This window comes from Pseudomonas sp. NBRC 111132, assembly GCF_001320565.1.
Classification (GTDB): Bacteria; Pseudomonadota; Gammaproteobacteria; order Pseudomonadales; family Pseudomonadaceae; genus Aquipseudomonas; species Aquipseudomonas putida_P.
In genome coordinates this window covers 23,875-42,014 of sequence record NZ_BCBI01000056.1, presented here as the reverse complement: position 1 = coordinate 42,014, position 18,140 = coordinate 23,875, and the positions used below count along the sequence as shown (strand labels likewise).

The window sequence follows — 18,140 nt, the reverse complement described above, 5'->3', positions numbered from 1 at the left end:
CTCGATCTCACAGACCCTGAAAATGCAAAGGCAAAAACCAGCTGTGTAACACCGAAAACCGAGTTGTGCGAAGTTGTAACAGCCCATCCCGCCTTGTTGAACACTCGTTTAGTATCTCCCTCATCAAGTCCTCCCCAAACCATCACAACAACACCGAGGCCCCCATGACCACCCCGTCGTCGTCACTGTTGAGCAACGTCGAAGCCGGCGTTGCCTGGATCACCCTCAACCGCCCCGAGCAGCGCAACGCGCTGGATATCCCAACCCTCAAGCAACTGCATGCCTTGCTCGACAGCCATAACGGCGACCCGGCGGTACGCGTGGTGGTACTCACCGGCAGCGGGCGCAGTTTCTGCGCCGGCGCCGACCTGGCCGAATGGGCTGCCGCCGAAGCCGCAGGCACCCTGGAAAGCTACGGCTGGACCGAAACCGCCCATGCTCTGATGTTGCGCCTGCACAGCCTCGCCAAACCCACCATCGCCGCCATCAACGGCACCGCCGTGGGCGGTGGCATGGACCTCAGCCTGTGCTGCGACCTGCGCATCGCCGCCGCCTCGGCGCGTTTCAAGGCCGGCTACACCAGCATGGGCTACAGCCCCGATGCCGGCGCCAGCTGGCACCTGCCACGGCTGATCGGCAGCGAGCAGGCCAAGCGTTTGTTGTTCCTCGATGAACTGTGGGGCGCCGAGCGCGCCCTGGCGGCTGGGCTGGTCAGTGAAGTCTGTGCCGACGAGCAACTGCCCGCCGTGGCCGCCGAGTTGGCCGGGCGCCTGGCCTGCGGCCCGACCTTCGCCTTTGCGCAGACCAAGCAACTGATGCGTGACGGCGCCCGGCGCACCCTGGCCGAGCAGCTGGAAGCCGAGCGCCACGCCGGCCTGTTGTGCGGCCGCAGCCAGGATGGCGTCGAGGCGCTGCAAGCCTCGGTTGAACGCCGCGCCCCCCGTTTCATAGGCCAGTAACCCGATACCGACCCTGACCAGGACCTTTGCAGATGAATTTCCAACTGACCCAAGAACAAGAAATGTTGGTGGAAGCGGTACGCAGCTTTGTCGCCAAAGAGCTGCTGCCCCATGAGGAAGCGGTGGACCGCGCCGATGCCGTGTCACCCGAGCTGGCCGCACAGATCCGCGGCAAGGCCATCGCCGCTGGGTTCTATGCCTTCAACATGCCCGAGGAAGTCGGTGGCGGCGGCCTGGACTACTTGTCTCAGGCGTTGATCGAGCGTGAGCTGTCCAAGGTGTCCTGGGCCCTGCATGTATTTGTCGCACGGCCGTCGAAAATTCTCATGGCCTGCAAGGATGAGCAGATCAACGACTACCTGCTGCCCTGCGTGCAGGGCGAGAAAACAGACTGTTTCGCCCTCACCGAACCGGGCGCCGGCTCCGATGCCAACGCCATCAAGACCCGCGCCGTGCGCCAGGGCGATGACTTTGTCATCAACGGCAGCAAGCACTTCATCAGCCACGCCGGCCACGCCGATTTCGCCATTGTCTTCGCGGTCACCGACACCTACGAGCACAACGGGCGCAAGCGCAATGCGGTCACGGCGTTGCTGGTGGACCGTGGTACGCCGGGCATGACCATCCGCCGTGGCCCCAAATGCGTCAGCAACCGTGGCTACCACACCTACGAACTGTTCTTCGACGACTGCCGGGTGCCGGCCAGCAAGGTACTGGGCGAGGTTGGCAAGGGCTGGGAAGTGGCCAACGCCTGGCTTACCGCAGGCCGGGTGATGGTCGCCGCCAACTGCGTGGGCCAGGCCCAGCGCGCACTCGACCTGTCGCTGCAATGGGCCGCCGACCGTAAGCAATTCGGCCAGGCCATTGGCAGCTACCAGGGTGTGTCGTTCAAGTTGGCCGACATGGCCACGCAGATTCGCGCCGCCGAGATGCTCACCCTGCACACTGCCTGGAAGATGGACCAGGGCAGCATGACCGACGGCGAGGCCGGCATGGCCAAGCTGTTTGCCAGCGAAGTGCTGGGCAAGGTGGCCGACGAAGCCGTGCAGATATTTGGCGGTATGGGCCTTATGGACGAAGGGCCGGTCGAGCGCATCTGGCGCAATGCGCGTATCGAACGCATCTGGGAGGGGACCTCGGAAATCCAGCGGCACATCATCGCCCGCGAACTGCTGCGCCCGCTGCTGCGCTGAGCGCCTGGAGAACCCCATGTCGCAATCGATTCGTGACAACCTCAAGCGCCTGTTGGCGCCCCGGCACCTGGCCTTCGTCGGCGGGCGCAGCATGGCTCGGGCGCTCAAGCGCTGCGCCAAAGGTGGCTTTGGCGGCGAGCTGTTTCTGGTCAACCCACAGCATGAAAGCCTCGAAGGCATCCCCTGCGTGGCACGGGTGGCCGACTTGCCTTATGCCCCGGACGCTGTGTTCATCGCCACCAACCGCGAACTGACCTTGCAGTGCGTTGCCGAGCTGGCCGCACGCGGCGCCGGTGGCGCCATCTGCTATGCCTCGGGCTTTGCCGAAAGCGGTGAGGAGGGGCGCCAGCTGCAGCAGCGCCTGCTCGACGCCGCCGGCAACATGGCCTTGCTCGGCCCCAACTGCTACGGCCTGCTCGACTACCTGCATGGCGCTGCCCTGTGGCCGGTCGCGCATGGCGGCCAGCAGGTGGAGAAAGGCGTGGCGATCCTCACGCAAAGTGGCAACTTTGCCTACAACCTGTCCATGAGCGACCGCTCACTGCCGGTAGCCTACATGGCCTCGGTCGGCAACCAGGCACAACTGGGCGTGGCCGAGCTGATGGACGTGCTGCTCGATGACCCACGGGTAACGGCCATCGGGCTGCACCTGGAAGGCTTGAAGAACGTGCCGGGTTTTGCCCGCGCCGCCTACAAGGCGTTGCAGCAGGGCATACCGATCATTGCCCTGAAGACAGGCGTGTCGCAGATCGGCGCTGAACTGGCGCTGAGCCACACCAGCTCGTTGTCCGGCTCCGACGCCCTGTACGACAGCCTGTTCCAACGCTTGGGTGTAATCCGCGTCAGCGGCCCGGTGAGCTTTGTCGAAACGCTCAAGGCAGCCGCTTGCGGGCGCTTGCCCGCAGACGGCGAACTCATCGCGCTGGCCTGTTCAGGTGGCGATGCTGGCCTGATCGCCGACTATGCCGAACGCAACCAACTGCACCTGCCGAAACTTGAACAAGGGCAGGTGACGGCGCTGGCCGAGGTGCTACCGGCATTTGCCAACCTGGTCAACCCATTGGATTTCACCACTGCCATCTGGGGCGATGAAGCGGCCTTGCAACGCATGCTCGACAGCACCCTGAGCGGCGCAGCGGGTGCGGCCATGCTGGTGCTGGACTACCCGGCGGCGTTCACCGGTGAACGCAAGGAGTGCGACCTGCTGCTGGGGCTGTACAGCGATGCCCTCGAACGCCACGGCAAAATCGGTTTCGTCACCTCGGCATTCCCCGAACTTCTGCCTGCCAGCGCGCGCGAGCGCCTGCATGCACGGGGCATTGCGGCCCTGCAGGGCGTGGAAGATGGCCTGGCGGCCTGGGGCCGCATCGTCGCCTACCAACGCAACCGCCAGCGTTTGCTGGAGCAGGGCGAGGCCGCACGCATGCCGTTGTGCCCGCAGGCCCTTGCGGGCGAAAGCCGGCTGCTGGACGAATGGCAATCCAAGCAAGCCCTGCGCACCTTCGGTTTGCCCGTGCCAGCGGGTGTGCTGAGTACACCCGAGCGTGCCGTGGCAGACGCTGCCGGCGTGGGGTACCCGCTGGTACTCAAGGCGGTAAGCGCACAGCTGCCGCACAAGACCGAGGCCGGTGCGGTGGCGCTGAACCTGCGCGATGCCGCTGCCCTGGACGCCGCACTGGTGCAGATGCGCCAGCGCATCGCTGCCTACGCCCCGCAGGTCGCGTTTGATCAGGTGTTGCTCGAACCCATGGCCGAGGCGCCCTTGGCCGAGTTGATTGTCGGCATCAAGCGTGAACCCGACTTTGCCCTTGCCCTGGTAATCGGCGCCGGCGGCGTGCTGGTCGAACTGCTCAAGGACAGTGCCAGCCTGTTGCTGCCTACCACCGACAGCGCCATCCGCACCGCACTGCTGAACCTGCGCAGTGCCACCCTGCTGCAAGGCTTCCGTGGCCGCCCGGCCGCCGACCTCGACGCCTTGGTCGCGGCCATTCGTGCGGTGGCTGACTACGCCTGTGAGAACGCCGGGCAACTGCTTGAGCTGGATGTGAACCCATTGATGGTCGGTGCCCACGGCACCACCGCGGTCGATGCGCTGATCCGCCTCGGCCAGGCGCAAGGAGAACGACATGAATGAGCTGACCCTGACCGCCGGCCAGGCACTGGTGCGCCTGCTGGCCAACTACGGCGTACAGACCGTGTTCGGCATCCCTGGGGTGCACACCCTGGAGCTGTACCGAGGCTTGCCGGGCAGTGGCATCCGCCACGTGCTGACCCGTCACGAGCAGGGCGCCGGTTTCATGGCTGACGGCTATGCGCGGGTGAGCGGCAAGCCGGGGGTGTGCTTCGTCATCACCGGCCCGGGTGTGACCAACGCCGCCACCGCCATCGGTCAAGCCTATGCCGACTCGGTACCAATGCTGGTGATTTCGAGCGTCAACCACACCGCCAGCCTGGGCAAGGGCTGGGGTTGCCTGCATGAAACCCAGGACCAGCGTGCCATGACTGCGCCGATCACCGCGTTTTCGGCTGTGGCCTTGCGCGGCGACGACCTGCCCGAATTGATCGCCCGCGCCTGGGCTGTGTTCGACAGCGAACGGCCACGCCCGGTGCATATCTCGGTGCCGCTGGACGTGCTGGCGGCGCGCGTCAGCCGTGACTGGAGCGATGAGGTGGTGCGCCGCCCTGCGCGTGGCCAGCCGTGCCGCGAAACCCTCGACCAGGCTGCCCTGAAACTGGCCACGGCCAAGCGGCCCATGATCATCGCCGGTGGCGGTGCGTTGCACGCGGCCGAGCAATTGGCGCAGTTGAGCGCCCGGCTGGCGGCACCGGTGTTCACCAGCGTGGCCGGCAAGGGCCTGCTGCCACCGCAGGCTCCCCTGAATGCGGGGGCCAGCCTGTGCGTGGAACCTGGCTGGCAGTTGATCAGCCAGGCCGATGTGGTGCTGGCGGTAGGCACCGAGATGGCCGACACCGACTTCTGGCGCGAACGCTTGCCGATCACGGGCGAATTGCTGCGGGTGGACATCGACCCGCGCAAGTTCAACGATTTCTATCCCTGTGCCATTGCCCTGCTGGGAGACGCCCGGCAAACCCTGGCCGGCTTGCTGGAGCACCTGCCAGCACTCCAGCGCGACCCTGCCCAGGCCAGCGAGGCGGTAGCCAACCTGCGCCAGGCCATCCGCAATGGGCATGCACCGTTGCAGGCGACCCACCAGGCCATTCTGGACCGCATTGCCGCCGTACTACCCGACAATGCCTTCATCAGCAGTGACATGACCCAGCTGGCCTACACCGGCAATTACGCCTTCGCCAGCCGGGCGCCACGCAGCTGGCTGCACCCCACCGGCTACGGCACCCTCGGCTATGGCCTGCCAGCCGGCATCGGCGGCATGTTCGCCACCGACCACCGCCCCGGCCTGGTGCTGGTGGGCGACGGCGGCTTCCTCTACACCGCCCAGGAGCTGGCCACGGCGGTCGAAGAACTGCAGCGGCCGTTGGTGGTGTTGCTGTGGAACAATGACGCCCTTGGCCAGATCCGCGACGATATGCTCGGCCTGGATATCGAGCCGGTCGGCGTGCTGCCACGCAACCCGGACTTCATCGGCCTGGCCCGCGCCTTCGGTTGCACAGTGCACCAGCCACGCGACCTGGACGCGCTGCAGGCCGACCTGGCCAGTGGCTTCGCCACCCCAGGCGTGACCTTCATCGAACTCAAACACACCTGCGTCTGCTAAGGCGCGCACAACGACAAGAACCAGAGTGAACATCATGCCATTTCGCCGCACCCTTCTGGCCGCATCCCTGGCCCTGCTGATCACTGGCCAGGCCCCCCTGTATGCCGCACCGCCGTTGTCGATGGACAACGGCACCAACGCCCTGACCGTGCAGAACAGCAACGCCTGGGTCGAAGTCAGCGCCAGCGCCCTGCAGCACAACATCCGCACCTTGCAGGCCGAGCTGGCCGGCAAGTCCAAACTGTGCGCCGTGCTCAAGGCTGATGCCTATGGCCACGGCATCGGCCTGGTGATGCCGTCGATCATCGCCCAGGGCGTGCCCTGCGTGGCGGTAGCCAGCAACGAGGAAGCCCGCGTGGTCCGCGCCAGCGGTTTCACCGGGCAACTGGTGCGGGTGCGCCTGGCCAGCCTCAGCGAGCTGGAAGATGCCTTGCAGTACGACATGGAAGAACTGGTCGGTAGCGCCGAGTTCGCCCGCCAGGTTGACGCCATCGCCGCGCGCCATGGCAAGACCTTGCGTATCCATATGGCACTCAACTCCAGCGGTATGAGCCGCAATGGGGTGGAAATGGGCAGCTGGTCCGGCCGTGGCGAAGCGCTGCAGATCACCGACCAGAAACACCTCGAGCTGGTTGCGTTGATGACCCACTTCGCCGTCGAAGACAAGGACGATGTGCGCAAGGGCCTGGCGGCATTCAATGAGCAGACCGATTGGCTGATCAAGCACGCCAAGCTCGACCGCAGCAAGCTCACCCTGCATGCGGCCAACTCGTTCGCCACCCTGGAAGTGCCGGAGGCGCGCCTGGACATGGTGCGCACCGGTGGCGCGCTGTTCGGCGATACCGTGCCGGAGCGTACCGAGTACAAACGCGCCATGCAGTTCAAGTCGCACGTGGCGGCGGTGCACAGCTACCCGGCCGGCAACACCGTCGGCTATGACCGCACGTTTACCCTGACCCGTGACTCGCGCCTGGCCAACATCACGGTCGGGTACTCCGATGGCTACCGCCGGGTGTTCACCAACAAGGGCCATGTGCTGATCAACGGCCACCGTGTGCCGGTGGTGGGCAAGGTGTCGATGAACACGCTGATGGTGGATGTCACCGACTTCCCGGACGTGAAGGGCGGCAACGAAGTGGTGCTGTTCGGCAAACAGGCCGGGGGCGAAATCACCCAGGCCGAGATGGAAGAAATCAACGGCGCGCTGCTGGCCGATCTGTACACCGTGTGGGGCAGTTCCAACCCGAAGATTCTCGTCGACTGAAACCGCTATTGAAGGGAGATTGCCATGCGCTACGCCAAGCTCACTCAACGCATCGCCGGCGACGGGGCCGCGGCCTGGGACATCCACTACCGCGCCCTGGCGCTGCAGGCCGAGGGCAAGGATATCCTGCTGCTGTCGGTGGGTGACCCGGACTTCGACACCCCCGCGCCGATCGTCGAGGCGGCCATCGACAGCCTGCGGGCCGGCCACACCCATTACGCCGATGTGCGCGGCAAGCTGGCCCTGCGCCAGGCCATCGCCAACCGCCACCGGCAACGCAGCGGCCAGGCTGTAAGCGCCGATGAGGTGACGGTGCTGGCGGGGGCCCAGTGCGCGCTGTACTGCGTGGCCCAATGCGTGCTCGAAGCAGGCGACGAGGTGATCGTCGCCGAACCGATGTATGTCACCTACGAGGCGGTGTTCGGGGCTTGTGGTGCCAAGGTGGTGCCGGTGCCGGTCAAGCCGGAGAACGGCTTTCGCGTGTGCCCGCGTGACGTTGCCGAGCGTATTACCCCGCGCACCCGCGCGCTGGCCCTGAACAGCCCGCACAACCCGTCGGGGGCGAGCCTGCCGCGTGCCACCTGGGAGGCATTGGCCGAGCTGTGCATCGCCCATGACCTTTGGCTGATTTCTGACGAGGTGTACAGCGAGCTGCTGTATGAAGGCGAGCATGTCAGCCCCGCCAGCCTGCCGGGCATGGCCGAGCGCACCGCGACCCTGAACAGCCTGTCGAAGTCGCATGCCATGACCGGCTGGCGCATGGGCTGGGTAGTCGGTTCGGCCGAGCTGGCCACGCACCTGGAAAACCTCGCCCTGTGCATGCTGTACGGCTCGCCGGACTTTATCCAGGATGCCGCCGTGGTGGCGCTGGAACAGCAACTGCCCGAGCTGGATGCCATGCGTGAGGCCTACCGCCAGCGCCGCGACCTGGTGTGCGAGCAGTTGGCAGGCTGCCCTGGTATCAAGGCGCTCAAGCCCGACGGCGGCATGTTCGTGATGGTCGATATCCGCGATACCGGCCTCAGCGCCCAGGCCTTCGCCGACCGCCTGCTGGACAGCCAGGGCGTGTCGGTGCTGGCGGGTGAGGCCTTTGGCCCCAGCGCCGCCGGGCACATTCGCCTGGGCCTGGTGCTCGGCAGCGAGGCGTTGGCCGACGCCTGCCAGCGCATTGCCCGCTGTGCTGGCGAACTGATGCAGGAGCAGGCCGATGCGTGAGTATGCGCGGCTTTATATCGACGGCGCCTGGCAGGTGCCGAGCGGGCAGGGCGTGGCCGAGGTGATCGACCCGGCCAGTGAGCAGGCCATCGGCCGTGTACCGCTGGGCGACGAGGCCGATGTCGAGCGGGCGGTGATGGCGGCGCGACGGGCCTTCGATAGCTGGTCGCGCACGCCGTCCAATGTGCGCGCAGGGTATATCCGGGCATTGACCACGCAGTTGAAAAACCGTGCGGCGGAAATGGCAGCGGTCATCACCGATGAGCTGGGCATGCCGGTGCAGTGGTGCCAGGCGGTGCAGGTCGAAGGCCCGATTGCCGGGCTGGCGCAGTACGCCGAGCTGGCCGGGCTGATGGATGAAGTGCGTGAAGTCGGCAACTCGCTGGTGTACCGCGAAGCCGTTGGCGTATGCGCATTCATCAACCCTTGGAACTACCCGCTGCACCAGATGATCGGCAAGCTGGCGCCAGCCTTGGCTGCAGGTTGCACAGTGGTGGTCAAACCTAGCCAGGAAACGCCGTTGCACGCGTTTTTGCTGGCTGAAATGGTCGATGCCATCGGCTTGCCGGCCGGGGTGTTCAACCTGGTCAGTGGCCCCGGGGCCAAGGTCGGCGAGGCGCTGGCCCGACACCCACAGGTGGACATGGTGTCGTTCACCGGCTCCACCGGCGCCGGGGTGCGGGTGGCGCAAGCGGCCGCGCCGACGGTGAAGCGTGTGTGCCTGGAGCTGGGCGGCAAGTCGCCGCTGCTGATCACCGCCGACGCCGACTTGCATGCTGCGGTGCGCCATGGCGTGCAGGACGTGATGATCAACTCGGGGCAGACCTGCACGGCGCTGACCCGCATGCTGTTGCCGGCCAGCCGCTATGCCGAGGCACTGGACATTGCCGAGGCCGAAACCCGTGCACTGGTCATGGGCGACCCGCGTGACCCGGCCAGCTTCCTCGGGCCGATGTGTTCGGCAGGCCAGCGGCGTACCGTGCTCGACTACATTCGCGCAGGCCAGGAGGAGGGCGCGCGCTTGGTGTGCGGCGGTGATTACGGCGGCTTCGAGCGCGGGTTCTACGTGGCGCCGACGTTGTTCGCCGACGTCGACAACCGCATGCGCATTGCCCAGGAAGAAATCTTTGGCCCGGTACTGTGCCTGATCCCTTATGCCAACGAGGCCCAGGCGCTTGCGCTGGCAAATGATTCGCCGTTCGGCCTGTCCAGCGCGGTGTGGGCCGGCAACCGCGAGCGGGGCCTTGCCCTGGCGCGGCAGATACGTGCCGGGCAGTGCTTCATCAACGGAGGCGGGTTCAACTACCAGGCGCCGTTCGGTGGCTACAAGCAGTCGGGCAACGGCCGCGAGTGGGGCGAGGAGGGCCTGGCGGAGTTCGTCGAGGTCAAAGCGGTGCAGTGCTGAGCCCCTGCGGCAAGACAACCAGTTTTGTATGAGGAGAGTGTTTGTGAATGTACTGATCGTCCATGCTCACCCCGAGCCGCAATCGTTCACCGCAGCCCTGCGTGACCAGGCCGTGGAAACCTTTCGCGCCCAGGGCCACCAGGTGCAGGTCAGCGACCTGTACGCCATGGGCTGGAACCCGGTGGCCAGTGCCGATGACTTTACCCAGCGTGAGAACCCTGAATACCTGGTGTATGCGCTGGAGCAGCGCCAGGGCGTGAAGCGCGGCGGCATTGCCGCAGATATCCAGCAGGAACTGGACAAGCTGTTGTGGGCCGACTTGCTGGTGCTGAACTTCCCGATTTTCTGGTTCTCGGCACCGGCCATGCTCAAGGGCTGGATCGACCGGGTGCTGGTGTCGGGGGTGTGCTATGGCGGCAAGCGCTTCTACGACCAAGGTGGGTTGGCCGGCAAGAAGGCGCTGGTGACCGTGACCCTGGGTGGGCGCGAGCACATGTTTGGCGAGGGGGCGATTCATGGCCCGCTGGAGGACATGCTGCGGCCGATTCTGCGAGGCACGCTGGCCTATGTCGGGTTCGAGGTGCTGCCGCCGTTCGTGGCCTGGCATGTGCCGTATATCAGCGATGAGGCGCGGCAGGATTTTCTACAGCAGTACCGGCAGCGCCTGGAGCAACTGTCGGACGACCAGCCATTGGTGTTCCCGCGCCTGGCACAGTTCGATGAGGCGTTGTACCCACTCCCTTGAGCCGTGCGCGGTTTCTCGTATGAGCGGCACGATGCCGCTCCTACAAAAAAGCGCGCACGCAGCTAGGCACTAAAAGCGACCACCCACACATTCGGGGTATGTCCCCCCTCGGCAAATCCCACGATAGTGAACCCATCGGCTCGATTCCGGAGCATTCACACGATGGAGTTGCCATGCGCAAGGTACTGAAGGTGATTGGTGGTCTGCTGCTGGCGTCTGGCGCCAGCCTGGCCCAGGCGGCAGAGGTGGACAGCGCCAATACGTTACGGTTGTACAACTGGACCGACTACATCGGCGAAACCACCCTGGCCGACTTCGAGAGGGCCACCGGAATCAAGGTCATCTACGACACCTTCGACGGCTACGAAACGGTACAGACCAAACTGCTCACCGGCCGCTCCGGTTATGACCTGGTCATGCTCAACGCCTCCCTCGTTCCCCCGCTGATCAGTGCCGGGGTATTCCAGGCGCTGGACAAGCAGCAACTGCCCAGCTGGCACAACCTCGACCAACAGGTGGTCGACAACCTGCAGGGCTACGACCCGGGCCTTAAGTACTCGGCGCCCTACACCTGGGGCAGCTCGGGGGTCACCTACAACGTCGACAAGATCAAGGCGCGCATGCCCGACGCACCGATCGGCTCGCTGGCCATGCTGTTCGACCCCAAGATCGTCTCGCGCTTTGCCGACTGCGGCGTCACCCTGATGGACGCACCCACCGAAGTGATCCCGCTGGCCCTGCAGTACCTGGGCAAGGACCCGCGCAGCGCGTCGCCGGCTGACCTCAAGGCGGCCGAACAGCTGCTGCTGGGCATCCGCCCGTACATTCGCAAGTTCGACTCGGTGAATTATCTCACCAGCCTGCCCAATGGCGATGTCTGCCTGGCGCTGACCTGGTCCGGTGACTACGCCACCGCCCAGGCTCGCGCGGTGGAAGCGAAGAAGGACATCAAACTGTCGTTCTTCATCCCCCAGGAAGGTTCGCTGATCTGGTTCGACAACCTGTACATCCCCAAGGATGCACCGCACGCGGCCAACGCCCACCGCTTCATCGAGTTCTTGCTGCAGCCGCAGACCATGGCCAAGGTCACCGACTACATCCACTACGCCAACAGCAACGCCGCCGCGACCGCGCTGGTGCGTGATGACATCCGCCAGGACCCGGCCATCTACCCGGACGCGTCAACCCGTGAACGCCTGTTCGCGCAGAAAACCCAGAGCCCGAAGGACATGCGTGCCATCACCCGGGTCTGGAGCACGGTCAAGACCGGTTTCTGAACACTGCCCAACGATTCCCGCCAAGGAGCTGCCCATGGCCACCCCAAGCAAAGCATTCGTCATTGCCCACGACCCGCTGGTCGAAGCCGACAAGGCCCACTACATGCACGGCTACCATGTGTTCGATGAGCACCGCGCGCAAGGTGCGTTGAACATCGTCGCCGGCGAGGGCGCGTACATTCGTGACGCCCACGGCAACCGCTTCCTCGATGCCGTCGGCGGCATGTGGTGCACCAATATCGGCCTGGGCCGCGAGGAAATGGCCCTGGCCATCGCCGACCAGGTGCGCCAGCTGGCGTACTCCAACCCGTTCTCCGACATGGCCAACGACGTGGCCATCGAACTGTGCCAGAAGCTTGCGCAACTGGCGCCGGGCGACCTTAACCATGTGTTCCTCACCACCGGTGGCTCGACCGCTGTCGACACCGCCTACCGGCTGATCCAGTACTACCAGAACTGCCGTGGCAAGCCGCACAAGAAACACATCATCGCTCGCTACAACGCCTACCACGGCTCCACCACCCTGACCATGTCGATTGGCAACAAGGCCGCCGACCGGGTACCGGAGTTCGATTATCACCACGACCTGATCCACCACGTGTCCAACCCCAACCCGTACCGCGCGCCGGACGACATGGACGAGGCCGAGTTCCTCGACTACCTGGTGGCCGAGTTCGAAGACAAGATCCTGTCGCTGGGTGCCGACAACGTGGCGGCGTTCTTCGCCGAGCCGATCATGGGTTCGGGCGGGGTGATCATTCCGCCCGAGGGCTACTTCCTGCGCATGTGGCAACTGTGCCAGACCTACGACATCCTGTTCGTCGCCGATGAAGTGGTGACCTCGTTCGGACGCCTGGGCACCTTCTTCGCCAGTGAAGAACTGTTTGGCGTCACCCCCGACATCATCACCACCGCCAAGGGCCTGACCTCGGCCTACTTGCCGCTGGGCGCGTGCATCTTCTCCGAGCGTATCTGGGAGGTGATCGCCGAGCCGGGCAAGGGGCGCTGCTTCACTCATGGTTTCACCTACAGTGGTCACCCGGTGTGCTGCACGGCGGCGCTGAAGAACATCGAGATCATCGAGCGCGAGCAACTGCTCGATCACGTCAAGGACGTTGGCAGTTACCTGGAGCAGCGCCTGCAAAGCTTGCGCGAGCTGCCGCTGGTGGGAGATGTGCGCTGCATGAAGCTGATGGCCTGTGTCGAGTTCGTTGCCGACAAAGCCAGCAAGGCGCTGTTCCCGGACGAGGTGAACATCGGTGAGCGCATCCACAGCAAGGCCCAGGCCAAAGGGTTGCTGGTACGCCCGATCATGCACCTGAACGTGATGTCGCCACCGTTGATCATCACCCATGCGCAGGTGGACGAAATCGTCGAGACCCTGCGCCAGTGCATCATCGAAACAGCACGTGAATTGACTGCGCTTGGCCTGTACCAGGGCCGATGAACCTGGCGCAAAGGGCTGTGCGGGGGCGTGCCTGGCAAGCTAGACTGCCGGGCATGACACAGGCCTCTCCCGACACCCCGCTTACCCTCACGATGGGCGCGCTGCAGCAATGGCACGCGGCGCTGCAGCGCGCGCTGGCGCAAAGCGAAACCCCCGATGCACTGGAATATGTGGCCGCTGCCATCGGCCAGTTGGTGCAGGTCGAGTCGATGATGATCAGCCTCGAGTGCCAGGGGCGCGCACCGCAGTTGCTCTATCAGCAAGGTATTCCCGAGCTGCACCGCGCCGCAGTGCTGGAGCGCTATTTCAGCGCAGGCTACCTGCTTGACCCGTTCTGCCTGGCCGTGCAAAGCGGGCTGGCCGAAGGCTTTTACCATTTGCAGGAAATCGCCCCCGACAACTTCTTCGACAGCGACTACTACAAGGCCTATTACCTGGGCACCGGTTGCAGTGAAGACAGCTACTACATCGTCGACCTCAGCGCAGGCCGCAAGCTGTCGCTGAGCCTGTTCCAGGGCTGCAGCGGCACGCGCCTGAGTGCCGGGCAAATCGACCTGTTGCGTGCGCTGGAACCGATGGTCCGCGAACTGCTGGGGCGCTATGCCAGGCACAACCTGGACCCCGAGCCTGCCTCAGCCGAGCGCGGCAGCCTGCAGGCGGCGTTCGACAGTTTTGGCTGCCAAGTGCTGACCGACCGTGAGCGAGAGGTGGCACACATGATCTTGCGTGGGCATTCGGTGAAGTCCACTGCGCTGGAACTGGGTATCTCCCCGGAGACCGTGCGCATGCACCGCAAGAACCTGTACCTGAAGCTGGAGATCAACTCGCAGTCGGAGCTGTTTGCACGGTTTATCGACTGGTTGCGACAGGGGACTGCGGTGGTAGTCGCTTGATGCCACCCTGTTAGCGTTTTTCACCAGAAATCGCCATTTGTTAACGTTTTCGTTGATCCGTTAGTCATTTCGTACTTGCGGCGTTAATGTTTTCGCGTAAATTCTTTGAGTAGATAGCGTTTTCGGGCAAAAGGTAAAGGATTCAGCAATGCAGGTAGGATTCAGGGCGTTGGCCGATCGATATGGCATCACGATGGTGCAGCCACTTCGTGTCGAATCGACGATCGGAACCACCCGGGTGAGCCGTGACAGCGACGGGCTGGTGAGCAATCAATACCCGCCAAGCTATCGGCCATCGGACAATTTTGCAGGGCATTTCGAATTCGGCCTCAAATACGAGGACATTCACCTCGAGTTCTTTGCGCGCTTGTTTGCTGCCGTGGGCCCTGAGCCGGTCGAGGCCTGGTGCAGGCAATCCCCTTTTGGCCAGTTTGCCCGCCGTACCGGTTTTTTCTACGAATGGCTCACAGGCACCCGACTGGATGTGCCGGATGTCGGCAATGGTGCCTACTGTGATGCCGTCGCCAGTCATAAATATTTGGTTCGTACCTCGCCACTGCGTGTGCGCCGCTGGCGGGTAAACGACAACTTGCCGGGTACGTCAGGTTTCTGCCCAGTGCTACGCCGTACCGAGGAGGTTCAAAATGCCTTGGCATTCGACCTGGCGGCTGCATTGGGTGAACTCGACCAGGCCTTCGGTGCCGACATTCTGCTGCGCAGCGCCAGGTGGTTGACCTTCAAGGAGTCGCGCGCCAGCTTTCTAATCGAGAAAGAAGCCGATCAAGCGGACAGGATCCAACGGTTTGCGCACGTGATTGCCAGGTATTGTGGCACTGTCGAAGAACCGCTGAGCGAGCGATCGCTGCACAAGTTGCAGGCCGGGATATTGGGGCACGAAGCACTTGGTCTGGGGTTGCGGCAGTCCCCTGTTTTTGTCGGGCAGGCGACCATGCGCGAAGACATCGTGCACTACATCGCGCCCCATTACGGCCAGGTCGCGGAGCTGATCGATGGGCTCAAGGCTTTCGAAGCAGCTACACGAGGTGCCGAGTCGTTAGCCAGGGCCGCCGTTTTGGCATTTGGTTTCGTGTACATCCACCCGATGCGTGATGGCAATGGCCGCATCCATCGTTTTCTCATCAATGACACCTTGATTCGCGACAAGGCCATGCCTGCCGGGGTCATCCTGCCGGTGTCCGCTACCATCACCAGTTCGATCGCGTTTCGTGTGGGATACGACCAGGTGCTGGAAGTATTTTCCAGGCCGTTCATGCAGCGCTATGGGGCGTCATATCGGTTTGGCAAAGCCACCACTTACACGGACGGCACCTCGAGCAACTTCATGTTCGATGAGTACGATGATGCGGCCGTCGCCTGGCGATACCCGGATTTGACCGCGCATGTGTTGTACACCGCGCGAGTCATCGAGCATACCGTGCGCAAGGAGATGGCCGATGAAGCGCGGGTGCTGGTGGTATTCCGGCGTGCCCAGGAGCACCTGAAGGACGTGCTGGAAATGCCCGATCCGGACGCCAGTCGCATTATCCGCTCACTCAAGGAAAACGGCTGGCAGGTTTCCGGCAAGTTGAAAAAGGCTTACCCGGAGCTGGAGGATGCCGCACGGGCCGAGCGCGTTGTGCACGCTGTGCGCTCGGCTTTTGACGACGTCCTGTAGGTTGCTTAGCGGGACGCCAGTCGAGCCTCGAGCGCAGCGATGTGCGCCTGTAGCCGCTCATGCTCCTGGCGCTCGGCGCCGATGTCTTCGAACACGCTGATCAGGTGCTCCGGCTCGCCATTGGCACGGCGCTGCAGCGAGGTGCGCGCGCGTACCCAGATGTACTCGCCGCTCTTGTGGCGCACACGCTTTTCCACCTCGTAACGCTCGGTTTCGCCGGCCAGCATGCGCTGCAGCAACTGCAGGTTCTGGGCCAGGTCGTCGGGGTGGGTGATCTGCTGGAAGGTCATGCCATACAGCTCGTCGGCACGGTAGCCCAGTAGCTCGCACAGGCTGTTGTTGACCCGCTGCCAGGTGCCGTCCGGGTCGATGTAGGCGAGGGCGCCCCAGGCCAGCTCGAAGATCGCCCGAAAGCGCTCCTCGCTTTGGCTCAGCGCCTGCTGGGCGACCTGGCGTTCGGTGTTGTCCATGCTGATGCCGACCATTTTCACCGAGCGGCCGGCGCTGTCACGCACGACCGTGGCGCGGGAAGAAATCCAGCGCACTTCACCGTCCGGGCGGGTGATGCGGAAGTCGCATTCGCAGCCACTGCCGTCGGCCACCGCGTCGGCGTACATCCCCTGCATGCGCTGCACGTCTTCGTCGGGCAGGTGCCTCCAGAAGTCTTCGTTGTGGTGGACCGGCCAGCCATAGACCTGCTCGACGTTGGGCGAGTAGGTAACTTCGTCGCTGATCAGGTTCCATTCCCAGGTGACGATGCGCGCGCCTTCCTGGGCCAGCTTCATGCGTGTTTCGCTTTCCATGATCTCGGCGGTCAGGCGCCGGCGCAGGTCGGTCATGGGCAGCTCGACCACCTGTGGTTGCTGGATGTTCTGCAGTGCCTCGTCGCCATAGCGCAGCCAGATCCAGTTGACCTTGAGAAAGTCGGCCAGCTTGCGCAGGTTGTCGTAGTCGATCTCGCCGCCACGGGTCCATTTGTGCACGGCGGTGCGCGAAATACCCAAGGCCGTGCCCACGGCTTGCAGGGTCAGCTTGTGATGCTCGAGCAGTTCCTTGAGGCGGAAGGCGAAGCTGTTTTCCAACATCGGCAGGGTGTCCTGATCTGGGCCAAGAGCCTGCCAGTATACGCAACTTGTCAACTTTGGGTTGACGGCCCTGGGCGATTTGCAACTCCTTGTAGGAGTGGCCTTGTGTCGCGATGGGCCGCACAGCGGCCCCGGCAATTGTGTGCCAGGGCAAAGATCCTGGGGCCGCTGTGCGGCCCATCGCGACACAAGGCCGCTCCTACAGGGACCGCATTTGTCAGAGATCAAGCACAAGCCGCGCCGTACGGGCGCGCGAGACGCACAGCATAATGCTCTGCTGCGCGGCTTTTTCTTCGTCGCTCAGGTACTGGTCGTAATGCTCGGCTTCACCTTCAAGAATGGCCGTCTCGCATGTACCGCACACGCCTTCGCGGCACAGGCACTCGACCTTGGCGGCCTTGGACTTCTCGATGGCCTGCAGAATGGTCATGCCTTCTTCCACTTGCAACTCCACACCCGACTGCGCCAACACCACGGTAAAGGCACTGCCGGTGACCGGGGTGGCGGCGAACTGTTCCCAATGCACGCGCTGTTCGGCGATGCCGGCTTGGGCTGCGCAGGCGATGACCGCATCGATCAGCGGTTTGGGGCCGCAGACGTACAGGTGCGCTTGCGCGTCCAGCCCCGCGCACAAGGCGGCCAGGTCAAGCTTGCGGTCGAGGCTGTCGATGTAGAATTGCGTGTTGGCAGCGTGCGGGCCGTTGGCCAACTGGTCCTGGAACGCACCGTGCTCTGGCGCACGGAAGGCATAGTGCAGCTCGTAGTCGGTGCTGCCGCCTTCCAGCTCGTGCAATTGCGCCAGGAACGGGGTGATGCCGATGCCGCCGGCAATCAGCACGTGACGGCCAGCCGAAGGGTCGAGGGCGAACAAGTTGTTGGGCGAGGAGATGGTCAGGCGAGTGCCGACCTCCACCTGCTGGTGCATGAACGCCGAGCCGCCTTTGGACTGCTCTTCCAGGCGCACGCCGATCTGGTAGCTGCGGGTGTCGCGCGGGTCGCTCATCAGCGAGTAGGCGTTGCTGAACTGGCTGCCGTCGGCGCCTTGCATCTGCACGATGACATGGCTGCCGCCGGTGAAGGCGGGCATCGCCGCGCCGTCTTCGCGGGCCAGGGTAAAGCGCTTGATCAGCGGCGTGGCTTGTTCCACGTCGGTTACGCGGACGCTGAACATTTCATAAGTGTTGGCCATGGTTCACCTCGACTGCCTGGGCGCGCGGCAGGCCCTGCCGCGCACCTTTACGTGCAAAA

At 64.2% G+C, this 18,140-nt stretch carries 14 protein-coding genes; 12 read left to right on the top strand and 2 right to left on the bottom strand.

Features of this window, described 5'->3' with window-relative positions:
- Positions 1 to 164: 164 nt before the first annotated feature.
- From APH35_RS22440 to APH35_RS22385, 12 genes are all read left to right on the top strand, one after another.
- The gene (locus APH35_RS22440; protein WP_012271830.1) at positions 165 to 959 is read left to right on the top strand and encodes an enoyl-CoA hydratase/isomerase family protein; all 795 of its coding nucleotides are present in this window, start codon (positions 165 to 167) and stop codon (positions 957 to 959) included.
- A gap of 32 nt (positions 960 to 991) precedes the next feature.
- Complete coding sequence (locus APH35_RS22435; RefSeq protein ID WP_012271831.1) at positions 992 to 2,152, top strand: acyl-CoA dehydrogenase family protein; 1,161 nt, start codon at positions 992 to 994, stop codon at positions 2,150 to 2,152.
- A 16-nt stretch (positions 2,153 to 2,168) separates the two neighbouring features.
- Positions 2,169 to 4,286, top strand: coding sequence for an acetate--CoA ligase family protein (locus tag APH35_RS22430; protein ID WP_060515545.1), 2,118 nt, complete (start codon positions 2,169 to 2,171; stop codon positions 4,284 to 4,286).
- On the top strand, positions 4,279 to 5,886 hold the full coding sequence (locus APH35_RS22425; protein WP_060493371.1) for a 5-guanidino-2-oxopentanoate decarboxylase: 1,608 nt from the start codon (positions 4,279 to 4,281) through the stop codon (positions 5,884 to 5,886). The genes APH35_RS22430 and APH35_RS22425 overlap by 8 nt, the downstream gene beginning before the upstream one ends.
- Positions 5,887 to 5,920: 34 nt before the next feature.
- The gene (gene alr / locus APH35_RS22420; RefSeq protein WP_012271834.1) at positions 5,921 to 7,150 is read left to right on the top strand and encodes an alanine racemase; all 1,230 of its coding nucleotides are present in this window, start codon (positions 5,921 to 5,923) and stop codon (positions 7,148 to 7,150) included.
- Between the two features lie 24 nt (positions 7,151 to 7,174).
- A complete protein-coding gene (locus APH35_RS22415) occupies positions 7,175 to 8,365 on the top strand; it encodes a pyridoxal phosphate-dependent aminotransferase (protein ID WP_060515544.1) in 1,191 nt (396 codons plus the stop codon).
- A complete protein-coding gene (locus APH35_RS22410) occupies positions 8,358 to 9,770 on the top strand; it encodes an aldehyde dehydrogenase family protein (protein WP_060515543.1) in 1,413 nt (470 codons plus the stop codon). The genes APH35_RS22415 and APH35_RS22410 overlap by 8 nt, the downstream gene beginning before the upstream one ends.
- Before the next feature lie 43 nt (positions 9,771 to 9,813).
- A complete protein-coding gene (locus tag APH35_RS22405) occupies positions 9,814 to 10,515 on the top strand; it encodes an NAD(P)H-dependent oxidoreductase (protein WP_012271837.1) in 702 nt (233 codons plus the stop codon).
- Positions 10,516 to 10,688: 173 nt separating this feature from the next.
- On the top strand, positions 10,689 to 11,792 hold the full coding sequence (locus tag APH35_RS22400) for a polyamine ABC transporter substrate-binding protein (protein ID WP_060515542.1): 1,104 nt from the start codon (positions 10,689 to 10,691) through the stop codon (positions 11,790 to 11,792).
- Positions 11,793 to 11,826: 34 nt separating this feature from the next.
- Positions 11,827 to 13,239 carry an aminotransferase gene (locus tag APH35_RS22395; RefSeq protein WP_012271839.1) on the top strand — a complete coding sequence of 471 codons (1,413 nt, stop codon included), beginning with the start codon at positions 11,827 to 11,829 and terminating at the stop codon, positions 13,237 to 13,239.
- Positions 13,236 to 14,132, top strand: a complete 897-nt coding sequence (locus APH35_RS22390; RefSeq protein ID WP_012271840.1) for a helix-turn-helix transcriptional regulator — start codon at positions 13,236 to 13,238, stop codon at positions 14,130 to 14,132. The genes APH35_RS22395 and APH35_RS22390 overlap by 4 nt, the downstream gene beginning before the upstream one ends.
- A gap of 148 nt (positions 14,133 to 14,280) precedes the next feature.
- On the top strand, positions 14,281 to 15,807 hold the full coding sequence (locus APH35_RS22385; RefSeq protein ID WP_060515541.1) for a Fic family protein: 1,527 nt from the start codon (positions 14,281 to 14,283) through the stop codon (positions 15,805 to 15,807).
- Positions 15,808 to 15,812: 5 nt separating this feature from the next.
- Here APH35_RS22385 and APH35_RS22380 read toward each other — a convergent pair whose 3' ends face one another.
- Complete coding sequence (locus APH35_RS22380) at positions 15,813 to 16,892, bottom strand: helix-turn-helix domain-containing protein (protein WP_012271842.1); 1,080 nt, start codon at positions 16,890 to 16,892, stop codon at positions 15,813 to 15,815.
- Between the two features lie 217 nt (positions 16,893 to 17,109).
- The gene (locus APH35_RS22375) at positions 17,110 to 18,081 is read right to left on the bottom strand and encodes a PDR/VanB family oxidoreductase (RefSeq protein ID WP_012271843.1); all 972 of its coding nucleotides are present in this window, start codon (positions 18,079 to 18,081) and stop codon (positions 17,110 to 17,112) included.
- Positions 18,082 to 18,140: the final 59 nt, after the last annotated feature.